General features: G+C 50.2%; 20 protein-coding genes, 3 pseudogenes and 1 riboswitch. Of the genes and pseudogenes, 16 read left to right on the plus strand and 7 right to left on the minus strand.

Going from position 1 to position 19,332, the window contains the following annotated elements; genetic code table 11:
- Positions 1–64: 64 nt before the first annotated feature.
- The 4 genes from HPY81_08390 (at position 65) to HPY81_08405 (ending at position 3,359) form a co-directional block, all read left to right on the plus strand.
- Positions 65–1,084 (plus strand): polysaccharide deacetylase family protein, encoded by a 1,020-nt coding sequence (locus HPY81_08390; protein ID NPV27444.1) that lies wholly within the window; start codon positions 65–67, stop codon positions 1,082–1,084.
- 121 nt (positions 1,085–1,205) lie between these two features.
- On the plus strand, positions 1,206–1,505 hold the full coding sequence (locus HPY81_08395) for a hypothetical protein (GenBank protein ID NPV27445.1): 300 nt from the start codon (positions 1,206–1,208) through the stop codon (positions 1,503–1,505).
- A gap of 108 nt (positions 1,506–1,613) precedes the next feature.
- A riboswitch (cobalamin riboswitch) is annotated at positions 1,614–1,791 on the plus strand.
- A gap of 77 nt (positions 1,792–1,868) precedes the next feature.
- A complete protein-coding gene (gene cobT, locus HPY81_08400; protein ID NPV27446.1) occupies positions 1,869–2,945 on the plus strand; it encodes a nicotinate-nucleotide--dimethylbenzimidazole phosphoribosyltransferase in 1,077 nt (358 codons plus the stop codon).
- Positions 2,946–3,080: 135 nt separating this feature from the next.
- Entirely contained in the window at positions 3,081–3,359 is a 279-nt protein-coding gene (locus tag HPY81_08405; GenBank protein NPV27447.1) for a hypothetical protein, read from the plus strand.
- A 7-nt stretch (positions 3,360–3,366) separates the two neighbouring features.
- Here HPY81_08405 and HPY81_08410 read toward each other — a convergent pair whose 3' ends face one another.
- Positions 3,367–4,815 (minus strand): DUF2334 domain-containing protein, encoded by a 1,449-nt coding sequence (locus HPY81_08410; GenBank protein NPV27448.1) that lies wholly within the window; start codon positions 4,813–4,815, stop codon positions 3,367–3,369.
- A 203-nt stretch (positions 4,816–5,018) separates the two neighbouring features.
- Positions 5,019–5,768 (minus strand): copper amine oxidase N-terminal domain-containing protein, encoded by a 750-nt coding sequence (locus tag HPY81_08415; protein NPV27449.1) that lies wholly within the window; start codon positions 5,766–5,768, stop codon positions 5,019–5,021.
- A 277-nt stretch (positions 5,769–6,045) separates the two neighbouring features.
- Here HPY81_08415 and HPY81_08420 point away from each other — a divergent pair, with 277 nt between their 5' ends.
- From HPY81_08420 to HPY81_08455, 8 genes and pseudogenes are all read left to right on the plus strand, one after another.
- The gene (locus tag HPY81_08420) at positions 6,046–7,287 is read left to right on the plus strand and encodes a DUF4445 domain-containing protein (protein ID NPV27450.1); all 1,242 of its coding nucleotides are present in this window, start codon (positions 6,046–6,048) and stop codon (positions 7,285–7,287) included.
- Positions 7,288–7,345: 58 nt separating this feature from the next.
- Positions 7,346–7,918 carry a LemA family protein gene (locus HPY81_08425; protein ID NPV27451.1) on the plus strand — a complete coding sequence of 191 codons (573 nt, stop codon included), beginning with the start codon at positions 7,346–7,348 and terminating at the stop codon, positions 7,916–7,918.
- 12 nt (positions 7,919–7,930) lie between these two features.
- Entirely contained in the window at positions 7,931–8,686 is a 756-nt protein-coding gene (locus tag HPY81_08430) for a TPM domain-containing protein (protein ID NPV27452.1), read from the plus strand.
- A gap of 135 nt (positions 8,687–8,821) precedes the next feature.
- Positions 8,822–9,040 (plus strand): annotated as a pseudogene (locus HPY81_08435) (tungsten ABC transporter substrate-binding protein).
- A 149-nt stretch (positions 9,041–9,189) separates the two neighbouring features.
- Complete coding sequence (locus HPY81_08440) at positions 9,190–9,540, plus strand: winged helix-turn-helix transcriptional regulator (protein ID NPV27453.1); 351 nt, start codon at positions 9,190–9,192, stop codon at positions 9,538–9,540.
- An 82-nt stretch (positions 9,541–9,622) separates the two neighbouring features.
- Positions 9,623–9,724, plus strand: a pseudogene (locus HPY81_08445) (permease).
- Between the two features lie 44 nt (positions 9,725–9,768).
- Complete coding sequence (locus HPY81_08450) at positions 9,769–10,008, plus strand: thioredoxin family protein (GenBank protein ID NPV27454.1); 240 nt, start codon at positions 9,769–9,771, stop codon at positions 10,006–10,008.
- A 168-nt stretch (positions 10,009–10,176) separates the two neighbouring features.
- Positions 10,177–10,416: a hypothetical protein gene (locus HPY81_08455; protein NPV27455.1), complete on the plus strand. Its 240-nt coding sequence runs from the start codon at positions 10,177–10,179 to the stop codon at positions 10,414–10,416.
- Positions 10,417–10,562: 146 nt separating this feature from the next.
- Here the strand turns inward: HPY81_08455 and cax are convergent, their stop codons facing one another.
- Entirely contained in the window at positions 10,563–11,684 is a 1,122-nt protein-coding gene (gene cax, locus HPY81_08460) for a calcium/proton exchanger (GenBank protein ID NPV27456.1), read from the minus strand.
- Positions 11,685–11,707: 23 nt separating this feature from the next.
- Between cax and HPY81_08465 the strand changes: the two genes are divergently transcribed.
- The 4 genes and pseudogenes from HPY81_08465 to HPY81_08480 all read left to right on the plus strand — a co-directional run bounded on the left by HPY81_08465 (position 11,708) and on the right by HPY81_08480 (position 15,815).
- Positions 11,708–12,160: an NUDIX domain-containing protein gene (locus HPY81_08465; protein ID NPV27457.1), complete on the plus strand. Its 453-nt coding sequence runs from the start codon at positions 11,708–11,710 to the stop codon at positions 12,158–12,160.
- Positions 12,161–12,198: 38 nt separating this feature from the next.
- Positions 12,199–13,290, plus strand: a complete 1,092-nt coding sequence (locus HPY81_08470) for a hypothetical protein (protein ID NPV27458.1) — start codon at positions 12,199–12,201, stop codon at positions 13,288–13,290.
- A complete protein-coding gene (locus HPY81_08475; GenBank protein NPV27459.1) occupies positions 13,287–15,416 on the plus strand; it encodes an AAA family ATPase in 2,130 nt (709 codons plus the stop codon). The genes HPY81_08470 and HPY81_08475 overlap by 4 nt, the downstream gene beginning before the upstream one ends.
- Before the next feature lie 175 nt (positions 15,417–15,591).
- A pseudogene (locus HPY81_08480) lies at positions 15,592–15,815 on the plus strand (hypothetical protein).
- A 5-nt stretch (positions 15,816–15,820) separates the two neighbouring features.
- On the opposite strand, the gene HPY81_08485 reads toward HPY81_08480, so the two are convergent.
- From HPY81_08485 to HPY81_08500, 4 genes are all read right to left on the minus strand, one after another.
- Positions 15,821–16,309 (minus strand): ECF transporter S component, encoded by a 489-nt coding sequence (locus HPY81_08485; protein NPV27460.1) that lies wholly within the window; start codon positions 16,307–16,309, stop codon positions 15,821–15,823.
- Positions 16,310–16,935: 626 nt separating this feature from the next.
- Complete coding sequence (locus HPY81_08490; GenBank protein NPV27461.1) at positions 16,936–17,784, minus strand: YitT family protein; 849 nt, start codon at positions 17,782–17,784, stop codon at positions 16,936–16,938.
- Between the two features lie 26 nt (positions 17,785–17,810).
- Positions 17,811–17,957: a hypothetical protein gene (locus HPY81_08495; protein NPV27462.1), complete on the minus strand. Its 147-nt coding sequence runs from the start codon at positions 17,955–17,957 to the stop codon at positions 17,811–17,813.
- A 15-nt stretch (positions 17,958–17,972) separates the two neighbouring features.
- Positions 17,973–19,076, minus strand: a complete 1,104-nt coding sequence (locus HPY81_08500; GenBank protein ID NPV27463.1) for a sodium ion-translocating decarboxylase subunit beta — start codon at positions 19,074–19,076, stop codon at positions 17,973–17,975.
- Positions 19,077–19,332: the final 256 nt, after the last annotated feature.

The following is a 19,332-nucleotide window of genomic DNA, read 5'->3' on the forward strand; positions in this document are numbered from 1 at the left end:
TTAAAGGTGGAGGACAAATTTTTCCGCGTATTCCCTACAGGAATCCTGCGCTTGGTGTCGAAATATGTTCCCGTTTGGACAACGCGGTCTGACGATATGGGTCAGGCTGCAGGTAGAAATGGGGGCAGAAAAAACAGTGGCACCAGGCAAACAGCGGCAACGAAAACTGTGGAAGATGGCCGCCTTTGTGTTGGCGATCGTTTGTGGCGCGATAATTGGCTGGCAGTTTGGCTACACTCACCTGGTATCGACCGGTTCTCGTTGGTTCAAGAGTGAGCGACAAGTATCTTCTCTTCAATCCGACGGAGATGAACCAGGATATAACAGTTCAACCCCGCTGCCACCGCCGGTGCAGGCCCAGGTCGTCCCGGAACCGGTTCAGGAGCAACCGGTTGACCGTAACAAGCGGAGTTGGGGCTATACGGTTCGCATGAATCAACCGCCGGTGGTGCCGGTGGCAGTTGAGCAGATGCTGGGTAAATATGGGGCCATCTACCGCGGGAAGATGCAGGGTAAGCAAATCGCTCTGACTTTTGATCTGGGATATGAGAATGGGCACACTGAGAAAATCGTGGAAATTCTAGCCAAACACCACGTGCAAGCGACGTTTTTTGCCACTGGAGACTGGCTAAGCGATCCGAAAAACGTCAAGCTGGCCCAGCGGATGGTTAGTAATGGACACACGGTAGGGAACCATACATATTCTCATCCCAGCCTGCCGTCCTTGACCCGGCAGGAGCTGAAACACGAAACGAGCCAGGTCGAGCAACAACTGCAGGCTGCCGGAATCCCCCGGTCGCGATTTGTCCGCCCGCCGATGGGTGAATACAGCGAAGAGACCCTGAAGATCCTGCGGGAAGAAGGCTATACCACTGTTTTCTGGAGCGTGGCCTTGCGGGACTGGGTGCCGCTGCCCGGGGGACCGAAGGAATACTACCAGACGGTGATGAAACAGGTTCACCCCGGCGCGATCGTCCTCCTGCACGCGGTTTCACCGGATCTACTGCCGGTGCTGGATCAACTCATTATCGACCTGCAGGTTCAGGGTTACCAGTTTGTGGGGCTGGATGAGTTGAAGACCTAAATCAACCACGGTGGTTGCGTGGGATTGCTGATTTAATAATTTATTGATATAATTAGAGGTGCGATAAATAATACTTAATGATGGTAGTAATATTGTGGTAAGGTAAAGGTTTAGGGCAATGATGGAGATTAAGATTCAACTGGATAGTGATATTCCTTTTGAAAAAGCGGCCCGGGTGCTGGACACCCTCAATGGTTTGCAAATTGAACACGTAAAAGAAATCCAACTTGATTATGAACCGCCTTTTGTGCTCAATCTCGGTGAGGCCCGTGCAGTCAGCCAGGCTTTGCGGCAGATCCTGGACGAAATGCCAGACTGGCACAATGGTGATTCGGTAACCAGACAAACACTCGAGGATTTTGTGCAAAAACTGGAGAAGTACTTGATTAAATCGCTTGAGGGAGAAGTCGCAAGTGATTAACCTGGGGGTCGTTTGTTTAATAAAAATATTTGTTGTTAAGCAGGAATATTCTAGTTGACAGCGTATAGATATCAAACAGGATGATTTAAATGTTGAGTTTATGACAAGAGCATATCCTTCGCGATAGGTGCCTCACAACCGAGGAGAATAGGGAATCAGGTGAAAGACCTGAGCGCACCCAGCACTGTAACCAGGGAGCCTGCCTGCAGATGCCACCGGTTCGGGAAGGCGCAGGGGTGAGTGATGATCTGGAGCCAGGAGACCTGCCTATCGGCGTTTGGTTGTAGATGACGGAAAAGTCTACAGTCCTTTGGTGGATGGTAGACTTTTTTTATTTTATTTTAATTCAAGGGGGTATTTCTCATGAGTCTACTTCAGGCAACCATTGTCAGTATTAAGGATTTGGATCAGGGGGCGATCGAGCAGGCCCAGCGGCGGCTCGACAATTTAACCAAGCCACCGGGCAGTCTTGGTGTGCTCGAAGAGATCGCCGCCAGGTTGGCCGGGATCACCGGTAATCCCCGGCCAGTGGTCGGAGACAAGGTGATTATCTTGATGGCCGGTGACCACGGGGTGGTTGAAGAAGGTGTGAGTGCCTTTCCGAAGGAAGTCACCGAACAGATGGTCCTTAATTTTGCCCGGGGAGGGGCGGCGATCAATGTTTTGAGCCGCCACGTTGGAGCCCGCGTGGTGGTAGTCGACATCGGGGTCGATGCTGAGATTGAGCTGTCGGGAGTAATTCAGCGTAAAGTCAGACGCGGAACTCGGAACATGGCCAAAGGGCCGGCAATGACCCGGGCAGAAGCGGTGGAAGCGATCGAGGTGGGGATCCAGGTGGCCCAGGCGGAGATCGGCCGAGGGGCGACGTTGCTTGGAACTGGTGATATGGGGATTGGCAACACTACCCCCAGTTCGGCTATTCTGGCCGTTTTCAGCGGCTTGCCGGTCAGTGATATCACGGGTCGTGGTACGGGCTTAACTGACCAGGCGTTGTTGAACAAGGTGCGGGTAATCGAACAGGCCATCCGAGTCAATGGCCCTGATCCCAGTGATCCCCTTGATGTGCTGGCCAAAGTCGGGGGGCTGGAAATAGCGGGGTTAACTGGCGTTATTTTGGGAGCGGCGGCGTGTCGAATACCGGTGGTAGTGGATGGCTTTATCTCCAGCGCGGCCGCCTTGGTGGCCAGTCGGCTGGCGCCGCAGTCAGTTCAGTATATGATTGCTTCCCACGCCTCGGTAGAACCGGGCCACCGCAAGATGCTGGAACTGATCGGGCTCGTGCCGATGCTGCACATGAAGATGCGCTTGGGAGAGGGGACCGGGGCGGCCCTGGTGATGAATTTGGTGGAAGCGGCGACAAAAATTATGGCGGAGATGGCTACTTTTGCGGATGCCGGGGTCAGTAACTCGGAAGAATGTGTTTTAAATAATATATCTTGAATCGAACAACCGTAAGTCACCGAGGAGTAGATATTGGAATATACTGGTGTAAGAAATCCATTTCTGTACCAGTGGTTTAAATGACTCATTTAACTCTCCAATGGTTGGCCGAATATAAGGAGGGGTCCCATCGGGATGGATTTTTCCGACTGTGATGACCGAGTAATTTTAGTTTTTATCATAATTCAAATCGTGTTTACCCTGGTGTTCTTCCTCTTGATCTGCTTGCCTCGTAAGGACGATCCTCCTGAGCAGGTGACAACGGTTGATTTTACCGGCACGGCTAACTTAGTTAGAGAACGGCATAAGCGCGGATGTAAAAAAGGAAAGCAGAGCAAAGAACTCAAGGAGGTGCTGCAGGCCCTCAAGGATGGTGGGCGCCTGTCGCTAATTATTAACCCAGCTGATGATTAACCTTAAATTAGCTGCGGCGGGCAGTGGCCCAACACGGGGATTGCCCGGGAACGTGAGTCACCAAAATTTGATCGTTGAGGTTGTGGACCCGCCAGCCGGACCAGCGCACCCAGTGGCGCTCCTGTCTGAGATCGGTAAACGAAAACCCGAGGGCCCGTAGGCCATCAACGAGTTGTTTTAACAAGTCCAGGGGCATAAAGGGGTGAAAGAAAGCTCCCGCGATTGCGTCGCGGACGACCAGGAACTGCCGGGCGGTTTCTAACATACGGGCGACTGTTTGGCCGCTCGCTGGATTGACGTAGCCGAGGTTTTCGGGGAACCACCGGTTACCGTACTGATCGCGCCAGATGGGATAAGGAAAGACTTGGGTGATCTGGTATGTTCGATCGGACAATTGCTCCCGACCAACCAGGGTAGAAAAGTGAGCGCGGCAGACCCGGTAACCTAGAGCAGATATGGCGTAATGAGGCGGCTCAAAAGCCAGTGGCCATAGGTTGTTGGCGGCGCATTCATCCAGGGCCTGTCGGAGGCGTTTTTCCACGGTGAGCCAGGAGTCACCAAACAGGGGCTGGTCGGAGTCGGCGTCCCAGAATTCAAAACCGATAGCACTTTCTTCCTCGCCATGCTGGTGCGTATATCCGTGCAGGACCAGCATGGCTCCTTTTTTCACCAGATCATGCAAGGTCTGAACTAACCCCGGCCGGGTGGACAGGGGGATCCAGCTTTTTGTTGCCCCATTCGCGTAGACGGGAATCAGGGCGACCAGAAAAGGGATATTTTCCTGCCCCAGATAGTCGCCAATGGCCTGAAGCGAGGTGGGGTCAGTCTGGGGATGGACATCTTCGATTCTGATCAGGGCGGCGGCTTTGTTTGCGTGTCGTTCTCGCAAGATTTCGTGGAGCAGATCGGCCAGGACCCAGTATCCACCACTACTGGTTAGCGGGTCTTCGGCGAACATCCAGAGATTCTTATGTTCTAGGGCGTATGGATATCTTTTTCCTGCTTGCTCAAAGTAGGCCCAAACACGGCATCCAGTTAATTCTTCGACCCGGAGTAGGCGCAAGTTAGTTGGATCGCCAGGAAGCGCCTGACCCCGATAATGGATCGTTACCTCGCCCGAACCCGGCGGAGAGATGGTAGTTGTTCCTAACCGACCGGATGCCGCTAAGTGTTCGATGTTTTTGCCTAGCCAGCAAACTGGTAGGTGTGTGTGGATAATGTCCATCAACAGAGACGATGGCGTGGTATCATCCGTATCGCTCAGATAAAAGAGCGCATCAAAACCCGACAGCATGCCCCTTGAATAATGGAAAGAAGACAGGTGTGTGCAGGATACGTTAAAATGACCGAGTAGATTCACTAAAACTCGGGCGGATTCCGGGTGGTCTTGAGGTTTACCCAATGTCCCATGGATAATCAGAACTCGCTTTAACTGGCCGTAAAGGGTGCGTTTCATCCTTATGCTCTCCTTTCCCTACAAACGAGAGCGCCTTTCAACAAAATCTGATACTGGTCCATTGTAATTCCTCCCTGCGGTGTGAAGTAGTCATTGATAGGATATGCTTGACGGCGAGAAGTGGTGAATAAACTGACAAAGGGCTGCCCGGAGGCAACCCTTTGCCAACTGAGTGGGAGATGCTGGCTTAAATCTAGTGATTACTATTGTTGAGTGGTGGTTGGAGGTACTGACTGCTCTGGTGCTGTGGTCGGCGTAGTAGTGGTTTCATCAACCAGAGGAGAGGTTCCGGATCCAGGTTCGGTTTCAGTTTCAGTTTCAGTTTCAGTTATTGGGGAAGTTTCCCCTTCGTTAACGTCGATTTCACCAGTCTCCGGATCGTATTTCACGATCTTGCCAAAAGTTTCAGCCAGGAAGCGCAGTGGAACCAGAGTGCGATTACTGATCAACTGGGCGGGCACGTCAATTTTGGTTTCCTGTCCGTTGACCAGGACCACATCACTGCCCAGTGTTAAGACGACGACCTTATCATCCTTTGTAACGGTTACCGTTTGGGTGGTTTCATCCCAGGCAACGGTTGCTCCCAGGCTGTTCATCAGACCGCGAACAGGGATCAGCGTGCGACCGTCTTTGATTACCGGGGGAACATCGAATTTCACTTCTTTACCATTAACTTTTACCCGATGTTGAAAACGTTCGATTTTTTGCTCTTCCTGCCCTTTGTTCTTCACCTGTTCTTTAAAACGTTCAGTTTGTCCGTTCAGGTCTGCATTGGTTACAGTTTCTTGAGCATTTGCAGTTGGCTGGACAGCAACAGTGGAGTCAGTCTGACCGTTTTTTGCCCCCAGCTCTTTGCCTGAATTAGCGCCGGGTTTAGCTACTGCGGCCCCGACCATAACCAGGGTGAAGATGAGCGCGATACAGATTGTTAGGAGCTTACTTACCTTCTTCATGTTAATCCTCCTTTTTTTAAGTAATTTTTTCTATTCTAGTCATTAATACGAGGTCGGTGATCGAAATAAGGGGGTCAGCCAGCAATACCGACGAAAAATAAGACCTTGGTCCTAGTAGACTAGGACATTTGACCCAGGCCAGAATGCTTGGGCTAATAAAATAATAAAATAATGTGAGGTTACGCGAAGAAACCAGCTCATAAATGGCAGGAACTTCGCACAGTAATAACGAAAAGTACATTTTATTAAGTAGCATGTTGGAAGCAGGTGACGGAAAATGGCAAACCATGGTTTGGTAATAGATCTGGGTACTACCGCAATTTCTGCCTACTTAATCAACCTAGAAAACAACTCGGTCATTAACGGTCATGTAGTAGAAAATCCCCAGCGGCAGGAGCAGGAGATTGGTGCGCGGCGGCAGGCGATGATAAATCAGGCCAACGCTGTTATTGACTCTTTGTGTGCCGAGATGGGTTTGTCCGGTGAAGACATTCGTGAGGTGGTCGTAGTCGGGAACCCGGCCATGATTGATTTATGGTTTGGGCGGATCAGCGGAATTGCCCTGACTAGTTTGGCTTCGATTAACCACACGGATGGAACTGTTCTCAAAGCGATGGCGTTCGGACTGAGAATAAATCCCGAGGGAGAGGTGATTATCCCGCCAGCAGTCGGCGGAATGATCGGTTGTGATACGACGGCCGGCTTACTCACCAATAATCTCTTTACGCGGGAAGATCTGTCACTCTACGTTGACCTTGGCACTTACGCGACAGTTGTTTTGGGTACGCAGGAGGGATTTGTGTCTACCTCTGTGTACGGTGGAGTGTTTGAAGGAGTGGGGCTGCGCGATGGTATGGTGGCGACCACTGGCGCTATCTACAAGGTAGATTTTAATTTGTCTCCTCCATATAAGGTTTACGGCGCCTGTTTGCCGCAGGGGATCTGCGGGGCTGGGGTGATCGACACCCTATCACATCTGCGGTCAGCCGGGGTTATTAATGAAAAAGGGAAGATTGACCGGGCTAACGCAGGCTTGAGAGCAAATGGTCAGACCAGAGCATTCGAACGGGTCATTGAATTGGATGGACAACCTGCTTTTCTGATTGCCAGCCCGCGGGAAACCAGCCGAGACCAGGGAATTGCGTTGACACAGGCTGATATCGACAAAACCGTGCGAGCCAAAGCTATGGTACTGGCAGCTACCCGCATGCTGTTGCGGAAAATCGGGGTAGAAGTCCAGGAGATTAAAAACATATATCTAACCGGCAGCTTGGGCAATGCTATCAACTTCAGACATGCGATCAACCTCGGACTCATTCCCGCGGTTGATTGTAATATCTTCTACATCAGTAACGCCGCTGGCAAAGGGGCTACTCAAATCCTGCGTAACCGCAAGAATTTAGACGTGTGTTATCAGATTAAGGAACGGATTAAAGCTGTTGAGGTGAAAAGCGATCCCGACTTTGAACAGTTGGTAAGCCAGAATATGGTACTATGTCCGACTGCCAACGGATATTGAAAAATGCCCTATAGTGGTATACAATCGTTGTCGAATAACACATTCGGAGGTGTATAAGGTGAAAAAAAGCTGGATCATACTTCTGGTCATTGTTGGCGTATTAGCTGTATTTGCCTTGACTCTCATCAGTGGGTATAACAACTTGGTTACTCTCAATGAAAACATCAACGGAAAGTGGAGCCAGGTTAACAATCAACTGCAACGAAGGGCTGACTTGATTCCCAATCTTGTGGCGACCGTTCAGGGATACGCCAGTCATGAAGAGGGTATCTTTAAAAGTGTTGCCGAAGCCCGCAGCAAACTGATCGGCGCGCAAACCGTGGCCGATAAAGCGGTCGCTGACCAGGAATTGAGAAGCGCTTTGTCCCGGCTGCTGGTGGTGGTCGAGAACTACCCGAACTTGAAGGCGGATGCCAATTTCCGGCAGCTCCAGGACGAGCTGGCGGGATCGGAAAACCGTCTGGCCGTGGCACGCAAAGACTATAATGACGCGGTTCAAGCTTACAACGCGAAAATTAAACGTTTTCCAACGGTACTTTATGCTCGAATGTTTGGATTTGAGCCGCGCGAGTATTTCCAGCCCGACGAAGGTGCAAAGAGTGTCCCTAAAGTTGATTTTAACAAGAAGTAGGGGCGTGTGATCATGAAGAAAATATGGGCTCTGGGACTGCTGGCCGTGCTGCTAGTCAGCCTGCTGACTCCCAGCACGCTGGCGGCTCCCTCGATCCCCAAACCGACATCGGCCTTTTACGTACTTGATCAGGCTGAAGTCTTAAGCAGCCAGACTGAGTCCACCATTGTAGGGACGAGTCAACAACTGGCGGCGAAAACAAAGGCGCAGGTAGTGGTGGTGACCGTTAAGTCTTTGGGAGGGTATTCCGCAGAGGAATATGCGTTGGCGTTGCTACGTGGATGGGGAATCGGCGACCGCGAACTGAACAATGGCGTCCTGATCCTTCTGGCCCCAAACGAACGCAAGTCCCGGATTGAGGTTGGCTACGGTTTGGAGGGGGCACTTCCCGATGGAAAAACCGGTCGGATTCAGGACGAATTTATGTTACCTTATTTCAAGAAGGGTGACTTCGATCAGGGGATTCTAAACGGTTACCTGGCGGTGGTCGGCGAGATCGCGAAAGAATATCAGGTTGCCATTCAGGTGGAAAAACCCCGGGCTTCACCAGCGACCAGCCAGACCAGGGAGCCGGTGCCCACCTGGCTGTGTTTGCTCGGGGTTCTGGGGCTACTTTTTCTATTTTACCTCGATTTTCGCTACCTGGATGGCTTCTTGTTCGGTTTCCTTCTGGGTACGTTGCTCCGGGGCGGGGGTGGTGCCGGTGGGCGCGGTAATTTCGGTGGCGGCGGCTCCGGTGGGGGCGGAGGCAGCAGCCGAAACTGGTGAATTTGATAGTGCATAGGCCGTCCAGTGACCGGGTAACCTATAGGCAAAACGGCCAGGATGGTGAGACGGATGAGTGAACTGAGCATAGTGGGGATCCGGATTGACGACCGTAGTGAGCGTGCCCCCTGTGTGCAAAAGAACCTGCTCAATATTTATCACGTCATGCAGGTGAACCCGGAGAAGTTCCCGAAAGAAATCAAGGCGAAAATGAACACCGCCGGCGCCCGGGCTTTCGTGGAGTTCATGGTGGCTCCCGAAACCCAGAAAATGATTGGGCAGTTTGGGGTGGATAAGTTTGGCCAGCCGTTGTTCTATCCCGATGCCGGAAAGAAAGAGGAAGACCTGGGGAAGTAGCATCAGTACAACGCCGCGGCCAACCCTTGACAGAAGTCTTGTCAAGGGTTTAGTTTTTTATTTTAGTAACCGGACAATTGACAAAATCCTAGCCAACATATATTATGTGATTAACAATATATCAGAATATTATCATATAGGAGGTTGCCATGGAGGAACTGATTTATAAAATGGAGGCTGATTTACTAAAATCGCTTGGCCATCCAACTAGAATTAGAATTCTGGAATTTCTCCATGATAAGGAGATGTGTGCCTGTGAAATTCACCCAGCACTGGATCTGGAGCAATCGAATGTCTCACAGCACCTGGCAGTCCTGCGTGAGAGAGGGATTTTGGAAACCAGACGTGAAGGAACCATGATCATCTATCGGGTCAGGGATCCAAAGGTTTTTGAGCTGCTTGAACTGCTGCAGGACATTATTCTCTCACAACTGGGAGAAACTAAAAATATTGTTGAGCATCTAAAGAAGAAAAAAGACAGAACTCGCAAAGAGGGATAACTCGTGTTAACAAAATTTACTGATTTAGCATTGGATGAACCTATCACCTGGTACTCACCTGGGTGATTCGGTACACTTCTTTATCTTGCGGAATGTTTTGAAGCCCAAACTGATCGCAATTTTTGCTGGAATACTGGCCGTGGCGATAACGGTTGTTGGCTATTTGTTTAATGCAATTTTATAAACACAAATCTAATAAACACGAAAGGAAGAAAGGAGACGAAAACTGTGGATATCAAGATTCTTGGTCCTGGATGTCAGCGGTGCCAAGCCTTAGAGAAACTTACTTTTGACACTCTGGCCGAATTGGATGTAGCAGCTGATGTGGAGAAGGTAACAGACATTAAGCAGATCATGGGGTATGGCGTAATGAGCACCCCTGGTCTGGTGATTAATGGAAAAGTCAAACTGTTTGGTCGGGTACCGACAAAGGGAGAACTGAAAGAATTGATTAAAGAGGAACTATAAACACGTCATATTTTCTCAAATTTTTCTAAGATATTATTGGGAGGTGGGAAAAATTTATTTTTTTATCGAATTGTGGACATGAAAGCATTATGATAAAATATAAAAGGTGTAATTTTGCGTAAGTCCCGCAACCTAATTCACACAAAAGTCAAAAGGGGGCTATTTATAGTGGGCAATGCGTCGAACGAGAAATTATTTGGTGATGCCCCACTTTTCCTGTTGTTGGGCTGGTTTTTATTCTTTTTATTCTTCTTGTTCACGCCAAAGTTTAGCGGACTTGTTGCCATTATTATGGGGACGGTGGCGGGCATGAAAGGAGATGAACGGGGAGTAATTTTGATTAAAGCCGGGGCCGGCCTGTTATTGGTGATGATGGTTGTGGGAATCATTTGGGGTTATTTCATGTAATTCTGGGATTAACAGTTTGGTTAAAATAAGTTAAGCGCTCTAACTGTGTGGTTTTGAGCGCTTTTTAAGTTGGCTAGATTATTAGGAATTGTACATTTCTCTTGGTATTTTAATAGCAGGAATATTAATTTAAAGCTGAAAATAGGTTAAACAAAGTAGAAAGCTGCCGCAATGATCAGGTAAGCCACGATCAGTTGAGCTCCTTCCAACCAGTTTGATTCTCCGTCCAGGCTGATAAAAATGGCGATCAGGACGGCTGAGGCCAGGGCGATGATCTCGTAATAGTTGAAAAAAAGGTTCATCGGGTTGCCCCAGACATAGCTCAAAAACACCAGGATCGGCGTGACCAGTAGGGCAATCTGAGAACTGGAGCCAACAGCAATTTCCACGGCGATGTTCATCTGGTTTTTAAGGGCCATAATTAACGCGGTGGAGTGCTCCGCGGCGTTACCAATAATTGGGATGATCACGATCCCAACAAAGAATTGGGACCACCGCAGGGCCTGTGTTACAGGTTCGATGCTGCTAACCAGGAGTTCAGCTTCCAGGGCCACCAGGACGGTACTAATGAACAGCATCAGGAGAGCTTTACCCCGGCTCCAGGTGGCTTCGTGGGTTTCCTCGTGCCGAACACCCAGCGGGTCGGTGCCGCGGAATGATGCCAGCATGCTGGCCAGATAGACGATAAAGAGCAGGCTGGCAATGATTAGACTTAGTTCATTGAGTTTGTATATCTGTCCGTGGACGGCTTTTTGGAAGAATGTTGCCGGAATAACCAGAGCGATCACGGCCAGGAACATCAAGGAAGTCTGGTTGGCGGTATTCTGCCGGTGGAAATACTGGGTACCGTTGCGAATCCCGCCCAATAGCATCGAGAAGCCCAGCACCAAGAGGATGTTGCCCAGGATGGAGCCTGCTAATGAGGCTTTAATTACCTCAAACAAACCTTTTTTCAGGGCAAATAAGGTTATAATCAGTTCAGTGGCATTGCCCAAGGTGGCGTTTAAAAAGCTGCCGATTTTTGGCCCAAAATAGAAAGCCAGTTCTTCGGTAGCTTTACCCATCAGACCAGCCAAAGGGATGATCGCGAGGCTGGCCGCAAAAAAGAGCGGCACCTGACGGTGCGTCAGTTCAAAGTAGAGGCTGAAGGGGATGGCGAGGTAAAGATAGTTGAGTGGGTTAATAGTTGACGGCTTGCTGGTCAAATTGCATGCCTCCTTGTGTTTTGGGGACCAGGATCTAATTTGTCCCGGATCAAGATTAACCATTCCCGAATGAGGGGGGTGAACACATGAATAATCTAATTCGAATCGGAGTTGGTGCGCTGGTACAGGATGACTGTAACAGGATTCTGCTGGTCAAGCATGGCTACCGGAGTTACTGGTATGACCGCTGGATATTACCAGGTGGTATGTTAGAGCCGGGAGAGACCCTAGTTGACTGTGCGAAAAGAGAGGTTTTTGAAGAGACAGGTTTGGAGGTGGTAATTGGGCCGCACCTGATTACTTTCGAGCGGATCGTTAAAACTGAAACGGGGGTTATTTTACACGTGGTGTACGTCGATTTCTGGGCCAGGGCTATTGGAGGTATCCTGGCGCCGGGAGATGATGTAGGTGAAGCAATGTGGGCCAAAGTAGAAGAACTCAGCAAGCTTTGGCCGGCTATCCACGAGGATACCCAGATTATTTTACGGGCTGCTAACTTGTTACCATTAATGCATGGGGATAGAGATGGAGACAGATGAACGGTGGTTTGAACCGATTTCGCTAACGAGGTGCCTAAATGACAATTCGTTTGCTCCATACTGCTGATTTACATCTGGATAGACCCCTGCTGTATCTGGGTGATCAACGGAAGACACGGAGGCAGGAACTGCTCGGGACGGTCACCAAACTCGTTGACCTGGCCCTGGCTCTGTCCGTCGATGCAGTATTGATCTGTGGCGACCTGTTTGACGGGACCCGGGCTGATTCTGCTCCTTGGGTCAGGATTGAATTTGAGCGTCTGGCTATTCAAGATATTTACGTGCTGATTGTGCCAGGCAACCATGATCCTCTGCCCGCCTGCCAGGCTTACACCTATGGCTGGCCGGACAATGTTCATGTATTTCAAGCCGGGGGCTGGTCGACCTTTGACCGGATTCCTGGCGTCACCTTCTATGGGCTACCATTTCAGGCACAAAACCAGGGTGAGCGAGTTCTGCAGGGATTTAAGCGGGCTGAATGTCCCGGGTGGCATGTGGGGTTGCTGCACGGACAGGTGCGGCTGGCTAGTATTCAAGCCGAAGACTATCAACCCGTTACGGCTGAGGATATTGCCGGCTGTGGACTGGACTATCTGGCATTAGGTCATTACCACCGCTTCCTTGACTGTACCCGGGGGTCAACCCGCGCCTATTACCCGGGGTCACCTCACCGGCTTGACTTCACGCCGGGTATTTCCCCGCAAGTCCTGCTGGTGACCCTTGATGCCACAACTTCGATCCAGGTTGAACCGGTACCTCTCCCAGACCGACCTTTCTTAGCTTGGGAGTTTAATGTTGCCCAGCCGGAAAATATTTATCGACAGCTACGTTTGTCTCAGGACCCCCGGGCGTGTGCCCGGCTGAAACTGGTTGGCCAGACAGAAGCCAGTGTAGCCTCCCTGGTCGCTGACCTGCGGGAGAAGTTTCAGTCCGCCTACTTCAGTCTGGTCATTGAGGATCAGACACAAATGGCCATTACCGATGGTGACTCCGCTTCGACCATCATTGGTGTTTTTAAACGTCGGATTGAAGAACGGCTGGCCAAGTGCTCTGATGAGGCGGAACGCCGCCGGCTTCAGCTCGCCTATTACTACGGGCTGGCGGCCCTGAGGGGAGAGAAATTGCCGTGAAGCTCAGATCTATTCGCTTGCTGGGGTTTGGTCAGTTTAAGAATTACCCCGAAGTTGAGTTCGGCCAGGGTTTAAACGTGTTGGTGGGGCACAATGAAGCTGGTAAGTCCACGCTGGTAGACGCCATCTTGATGCTGCTGTTTGGCGTAACGAAAAAGGATACCTTGTTTCGTCGCTACCGACCGTTAGATGGAGGAAACTTTGCCGCCGTCATGGTAGTGGAAACCAGTGACGGCAAATTATGGCGAGTGGAGCGTGATTTTGCCCGCGGGAGGCTGGAGATCAGTGCTCAAACGAACGCTGGCTGGACTGTGGTTGGCTCCCGGTCAGCGAACCCCATCCTGACCGACCTGGGCATCACCAGTTTGAACCTGTGTCGGAGTACGATTTTGGTCAGCCGCAGTGATGTGGTTATCCAGGGCCCAGAGCAGAAAGCGTTAGGGCAAGCAATTGCGGCCAGGGTGACGGGAGGAGAGACAGAGATCGTTGCCCAGAAGGCCCTGCGGGATCTAGAACAGCGGCGGCGGCAGTTGCAAAACGTGGAGGGTCAGGAGTTGGTCCAGCGGCGTGCAGAACTCTCTGTGCGTTGGCAGGAATTACAGCGGGCACACCAGGTTGAGCAAGAATTGACGCAGCAACTTCGCGCGGCTGAGGTTGAGTTATTGGAGAAAAAAGAGTTCTGTCAGCGATATGCCCCGCTGGTCGATGATTATAAACGCTACCAGGAAGCGCGGCAGAATCTGGAACAGGCCCAACGGCGGCTGGCCGAATCGCTTCGAGCTGCGCGAACGCTGAAGGAACAGCAAGTGGAATTGCTGACGGTAAAAAGTAAATTGGACGACAACATACGACTGCTCCGGACCCGGCTGGACGAGATCGATCGGCAAATCAAACAGTACGATCAGGAGTTACTTACTCCCGAACGTCTTGCTCAGCTCAGGGAAACCCAATTGGCCAAAGAAACCGCGCAGCGGAAAGTAGAAAGTTTACGCCACCAGCACCAGATAACCACGGCCAAAAGAAACCAGCTTGCCTGGGGGTTGATCTGTTTGGGCGTTTTGCTGGGAGGCCTTCCGTTGGTGTGGAAACCCACCCCTTTGCCTTTACTAGCGGGAATTTTGGGAACGGTTATCCTGTTGTTCCAGTTTGTCTTTCTCTGGAAAAGGGCAAGACGGGCCCGAGAAGAGCAAATCGAATTGGCTCAGGCAATTTCCGGGGTCGAGTTTTACGAGCGGGAGTTAGCCCGGCTATCTCATGGACAACCAAGCGGGGAACTGGAACTGCAATATCGTCAATTGGCCCAGCTCAAATTGGAACGAGAGCGGTTGGCCAACCAGCTTGAGCAGCAGAATTCGGTCATGGTAAACCTGGAAACCGACAAAGGAATAAATCAGTTGATTGACAACCAGGCGGCGGAGGTGGCCAAGTGGGAGAAGGTATGCGCAGAACTGACAGAAAAAGTCGGGTGGCTTGACTCAGCACTGATAGCCGAGTGGGCGGCTCGTTTAGGTGAGATAAATCTGGGAGAGCTGGAGTTTCGGGTCCGTAGCCTGCAGGTCCGATTAGAACAGCACCAATTGAGTGTCCGGCCGGCTGAACTCTGGGAGATCGAGACGGAACTAGCCCTGGTGGAACAGGAGTTGGCCGACCTGAACAACCGGGCGGAAGCGGCCAAACTGGCGGCGACGATTCTGGCTGAGGCGATTAGTGAGGTGCAGAGTAACCTGGTACCGCAAATCGAGTCGCGGGCCAGCGAACTTTTTGCCTACATGACCGCCGGCCGTTACACCCGCGTCTGCCTGGAACCAACCCTGGAGAATCTGGTGGTCTGGGTCAATCTTTCCACTGGTCAGAGGTTAGCTGCCGACCTGCACCTGTCAAGCGGGACTGGCGTCCAATTGTATTTCGCCCTGCGGATTGCCCTGGCCGAGGCCCTGCTGGCAGGTCGAAAATTTCCCTTAATCCTGGATGATCCCCTGATCACATCCGATTTTGAGCGGGCCGAGCGGATTCTGAAGCTGATCCACTCCTTGTCCTGCCAGCACCAGATTATCTGGGTTACCAAGGACGTGAACCTGGTAGAAAGCCTGGGTGATCCTGGCACATTTGTTCGAATAGATATATAAAAAAATAGATATATAAAATGGGAACGTAGTTTTTACGTTCCCGGAAAACGGAGTAACTGCAGTGACCTGATTAAGTATTGTTTGGTTCAAGCCAATCATAATACAGGTGTATGGCTGTTATGTCAACCAAATTATTTAATATGGTTAACCAAATCATGACCACGGGACTGATCGGGGGATAGATGTTGGCCCGCTGTGGTGGGCCCTATCCCTGGGGGCCTGTCTGGGCGGTAACGGGACGCGGTCATCGGGGCTTCGGCCAATGTGGTTGTGGCAGGTATGTCCGAAGAACGCGGGGTGCCGATTACCTTCAATCAGTATTTTAGAGTTGGTTTTGGGATCATGCTGGTTTCGATTGTAATCTGTACAATTTATCTCTATCTCCGTTACTTTATCTAGATTTCCTAGATTTCTTTGATAACATAACGGGCAACAATTACGGCGATCAGTCCCCCTGCCAGGGCGGTGTAGAGTTGAGGCAACTGAAAGGCCAGCAAGGCGGGTGGGGGTAGCTTAATATTAAAATACTGCAACAGATAATTGATAGCCAAGAAGAAAATGGTGTATTTGGCCAGCGCAGCTGCCGTCAGCGCGACGTACTGGTTTGTTTGACTCAGCAGTTTAAAGACGACCACGAGAGTTGCGTTCGCTAGCATAATTACCGGCACAAGTGGAGCGACCACTGGGGGAATAATCCCCATCATCAGGGCGACACCAGGAGTTATGCAACCGATGAGGACGCCGCCGGTAATGCCCACAAAAATCCCCGCAAGGATCAAAACCGCATTGATTGCTGGTCCGGTGAAATAGGTGGGCAGGTGCATGAGCTGAACGGTTAAAGCGATCGCCAGCAAAACACCTGTTCGGGTAATTTGTTGAACATTTGAAGACATTATAATCCCCCCAGTGAAAGAACTTTACCATTAATTCGGCTCTTATTCGTCTTCCTGGCTGATATTTCCTGCTTTTTGCACCGGAAAATTATTTGGTTAAGCGACAGCAAACTACGGCTCGACAAAATTTGTCGAAAAAGAACAAAAATACACGAAAAAGATATTGACTTTGTTTCGGACGGATAATATAATTAAAGCGTAAAGAGATATATAAACTCGTAAGGGATGCTGGCGCAAGAACTATCAGCAGCAGTGGTTTAGTTAAGTCGCACTATTGAACACGGTTGGATTTTAAGCCAAACATCTCCAGAGATTTAAGGCAGCAGACGCAGAATAGTATGAGCAAAAATAGTCGCTCTAATTGGACTCTAATCGAAGTTATTTGGCAGCAACAAAAACACTCAGCGCAGCAAATCGGAGAGTATATTACTAGCCGGGTTGTCCGCGATCACCGCAGCGAGTCAAACTACCACACGAACTACCGTACATAAAACCAATGGCCTTGTTCCTCTTGCCCAGCTTTCCAAAATATTAAAATCCCTCCAGGCGGAAGGATTTTATGGGGTCGTATTATTATGACCCCACTGCCTTTATCTACCTCCAGGTGATCACCTGGAGGTTTTTTACTAATCAAAGTCACGGTGGTGAAAACCTTTGCCCAGCACTTCCCGCGTATCAGTCACTGACATAAATGCCTGCGGGTCGATTTCACGAACGATTTCCTTCAGCCTGGCCAGTTGCAGGGTTGTCACCACACAGTAGAGGATTTGTTTTTGGCTGTGGCTGTATGCACCTTCGCCTTGGAGATAAGTGACTCCGCGATTAAGCTGGGTTAAAATGGCATTAGCGATCGCGGTGGATTGATCAGAAATGATGAACACGGTTTTACGGCGATTAAGTCCCTCCTGGACAAGGTCTACCATGCCGGCCGAGGTGTACATCGAAATGATTGTGTATAAGGCCAGCTGCAAATCGACCAGATAGGCAGAGGCCAGGATGACCAGCACGTTTGTGGCCAAGAGAACCCCTCCAACGCTGTAGGAGTAATATTTGTTAACAACTACGGCGATGATGTCTGTTCCGCCTAAAGAACCCCGATTGTTAAACACCAGGCCAGAACCCAGTCCACTTAAGGCTCCGCCGAAGATAGCCGCGAGGAGAACGTCTTGGACAGGGAAAACCCAGATTGATGTCAGTGACAGGAATACGCTTAAACTGAGCATGCCGACCAGACTTAAAAGGATAAAGTGGCGGTTAACGTATTTTAGCCCCAGCAGAAAAATTGGCAGATTGAGCAAGAGGATGCTCAGGCTGGTAGAGATTCCAAACAAGTAGTTAAGGATCAGGGCCACGCCCATCACCCCCCCGCTCAACAGGTGGTGGGGGATGAAGAGGCCGTTAATGGCAAGGGAGATGATAAAACTGCCCAGGAGAATTCCCAGAGTCCGTCGGGTTTGTTGCCAGATGCCCTGCATTTTGCCTTCCTCCTACAGTTAAGGTATTAGTTATCTTTAGTCTCTTCTTCAGGCTTATAGGGAAATGCAGCGGTTAGAGCCTTGCACAGTAGAATGAAGAGAACGATGACCCCAAACATCGTTGGGAGGCCAATACCCATAAGTTCCAGCGCTTGAGCGACATTTTCCTTCATTGTTGTTTACACCTCCTACTTAACAAGCGACAGCACCAGGCCACCAGCGATGATCGAACCAATTTGACCGGCTGCGTTAGCGCCGATGGCGTGCATGATGATATAGTTTTGCTTGTTTTCTGCCAGGGCCATCTTAGCGATAACCCGAGCCGACATCGGAAAAGCGGAGATGCCGGCGGCACCAATCATCGGGTTGATCTTTTCCTTCAAGAACAGGTTGAGGATTTTGGCAAAAATAACGCCACCCGCGGTGTCGAAGACAAACGCCACAATCCCCATTCCCAGAACAAACAGAGTGGTGGGTTGCAGGAAGGCATTAGCTTCCATAGTGGAACCAATCGTAATCCCCAGGAGCAGCGTGACCAGGTTAGAAAGTTCGTTACCAGCGGCCTTAGCCAGGTTGTTTAGCACGCCGCACTCCTTAATCAGGTTACCGAACATTAAGAGACCTACCAGGGCCACACTGATCGGGGCGATGATCCCAGCGACGATGGTAACCACGATGGGGAACAGGATACGTACCATTCTGGAGACTTCTTGCTGTGGCTTCGCCACCATCATAATCTGCCGCTCGCGCTTGGTGGTGATGGCTTTAATGACTGGCGGCTGAATAATTGGCACCAGGGACATGTAGCAGTAGGCGGCAACAGATAGAGGCCCTAGCAGATGCGGGGCAAACTTGGTTGCCACGTAAATGGTGGTTGGACCGTCAGCGGCACCGATGATCCCGATCGAGGCGGCTTCTTTGATGTTGAAGCCCAGGAAAGCAGCGGCGACAATCGTCGCAAAGATCCCAAACTGTGCCGCGGCGCCGAACAGCATGTAAAACGGGTTACGGAGAAGTGGACCAAAGTCACACATCGCCCCGATGGCGACGAAGATCAAGCAAGGGAATAATTCAGTTAGAATACCCGCTTTAAAGAGAGTGGTCAGTGGTCCTTCTTCACCAATCGCCGAAGACAGCGGAATGTTGGCCAGGATCGCGCCAAAACCGATGGGCAAAAGGAGCATTGGCTCGTAGTCCTTAACAATAGCCAGATAGATTAAGAACGCCCCAATGATGTACATAACGATGTGGCCGATTTGTAAATTAGTTACGCCAATTAATAGGTTTTCCATGTGATGTTTGCAACCTCCTTGAAGAATTTCCCCGATTAGCCATTGTTTTATCACTGTATTTTAAATTTTGGTCAAAAAACGAAAAAGAGATTCACTGCCAGTTTATAGTTCGATATTTTATATTTTATATGAGCCTTTTGCAAAATTAGCTTTTTTGTTAAAGGTAAAACATTGTTAGTCGTTTAGATGTACTCTTTTTTCGCTAGATTAAGGTCAAAAACCAAACCACAATGTAATTTAACATTTTATTCCAGGC

The sequence above is a fragment of the Bacillota bacterium genome, from assembly GCA_013178045.1.
Classification (GTDB): Bacteria; Bacillota; Ch66; order Ch66; family Ch66; genus Ch66.

Bases quoted from the DNA above. Each gene is read 5' to 3' on its own strand.
- HPY81_08430 (NPV27452.1), top strand. From the start codon at position 7,931: ATGAAGAAAATATGGGCTCTGGGACTGCTGGCCGTGCTGCTAGTCAGC.
- HPY81_08420 (NPV27450.1), top strand. From the start codon at position 6,046: ATGGCAAACCATGGTTTGGTAATAGATCTGGGTACTACCGCAATTTCT.
- HPY81_08490 (NPV27461.1), bottom strand. From the start codon at position 17,784: ATGCAGGGCATCTGGCAACAAACCCGACGGACTCTGGGAATTCTCCTG.
- cobT (NPV27446.1), top strand. From the start codon at position 1,869: ATGAGTCTACTTCAGGCAACCATTGTCAGTATTAAGGATTTGGATCAG.
- HPY81_08465 (NPV27457.1), top strand. From the start codon at position 11,708: ATGAATAATCTAATTCGAATCGGAGTTGGTGCGCTGGTACAGGATGAC.
- HPY81_08485 (NPV27460.1), bottom strand. From the start codon at position 16,309: ATGTCTTCAAATGTTCAACAAATTACCCGAACAGGTGTTTTGCTGGCG.
- HPY81_08415 (NPV27449.1), bottom strand. From the start codon at position 5,768: ATGAAGAAGGTAAGTAAGCTCCTAACAATCTGTATCGCGCTCATCTTC.
- HPY81_08390 (NPV27444.1), top strand. From the start codon at position 65: ATGTTCCCGTTTGGACAACGCGGTCTGACGATATGGGTCAGGCTGCAG.
- HPY81_08405 (NPV27447.1), top strand. From the start codon at position 3,081: ATGGATTTTTCCGACTGTGATGACCGAGTAATTTTAGTTTTTATCATA.
- HPY81_08440 (NPV27453.1), top strand. From the start codon at position 9,190: ATGGAGGAACTGATTTATAAAATGGAGGCTGATTTACTAAAATCGCTT.
- HPY81_08470 (NPV27458.1), top strand. From the start codon at position 12,199: ATGACAATTCGTTTGCTCCATACTGCTGATTTACATCTGGATAGACCC.
- HPY81_08495 (NPV27462.1), bottom strand. From the start codon at position 17,957: ATGAAGGAAAATGTCGCTCAAGCGCTGGAACTTATGGGTATTGGCCTC.
- cax (NPV27456.1), bottom strand. From the start codon at position 11,684: ATGGTTAATCTTGATCCGGGACAAATTAGATCCTGGTCCCCAAAACAC.
- HPY81_08500 (NPV27463.1), bottom strand. From the start codon at position 19,076: ATGGAAAACCTATTAATTGGCGTAACTAATTTACAAATCGGCCACATC.
- HPY81_08395 (NPV27445.1), top strand. From the start codon at position 1,206: ATGGAGATTAAGATTCAACTGGATAGTGATATTCCTTTTGAAAAAGCG.
- HPY81_08410 (NPV27448.1), bottom strand. From the start codon at position 4,815: ATGAAACGCACCCTTTACGGCCAGTTAAAGCGAGTTCTGATTATCCAT.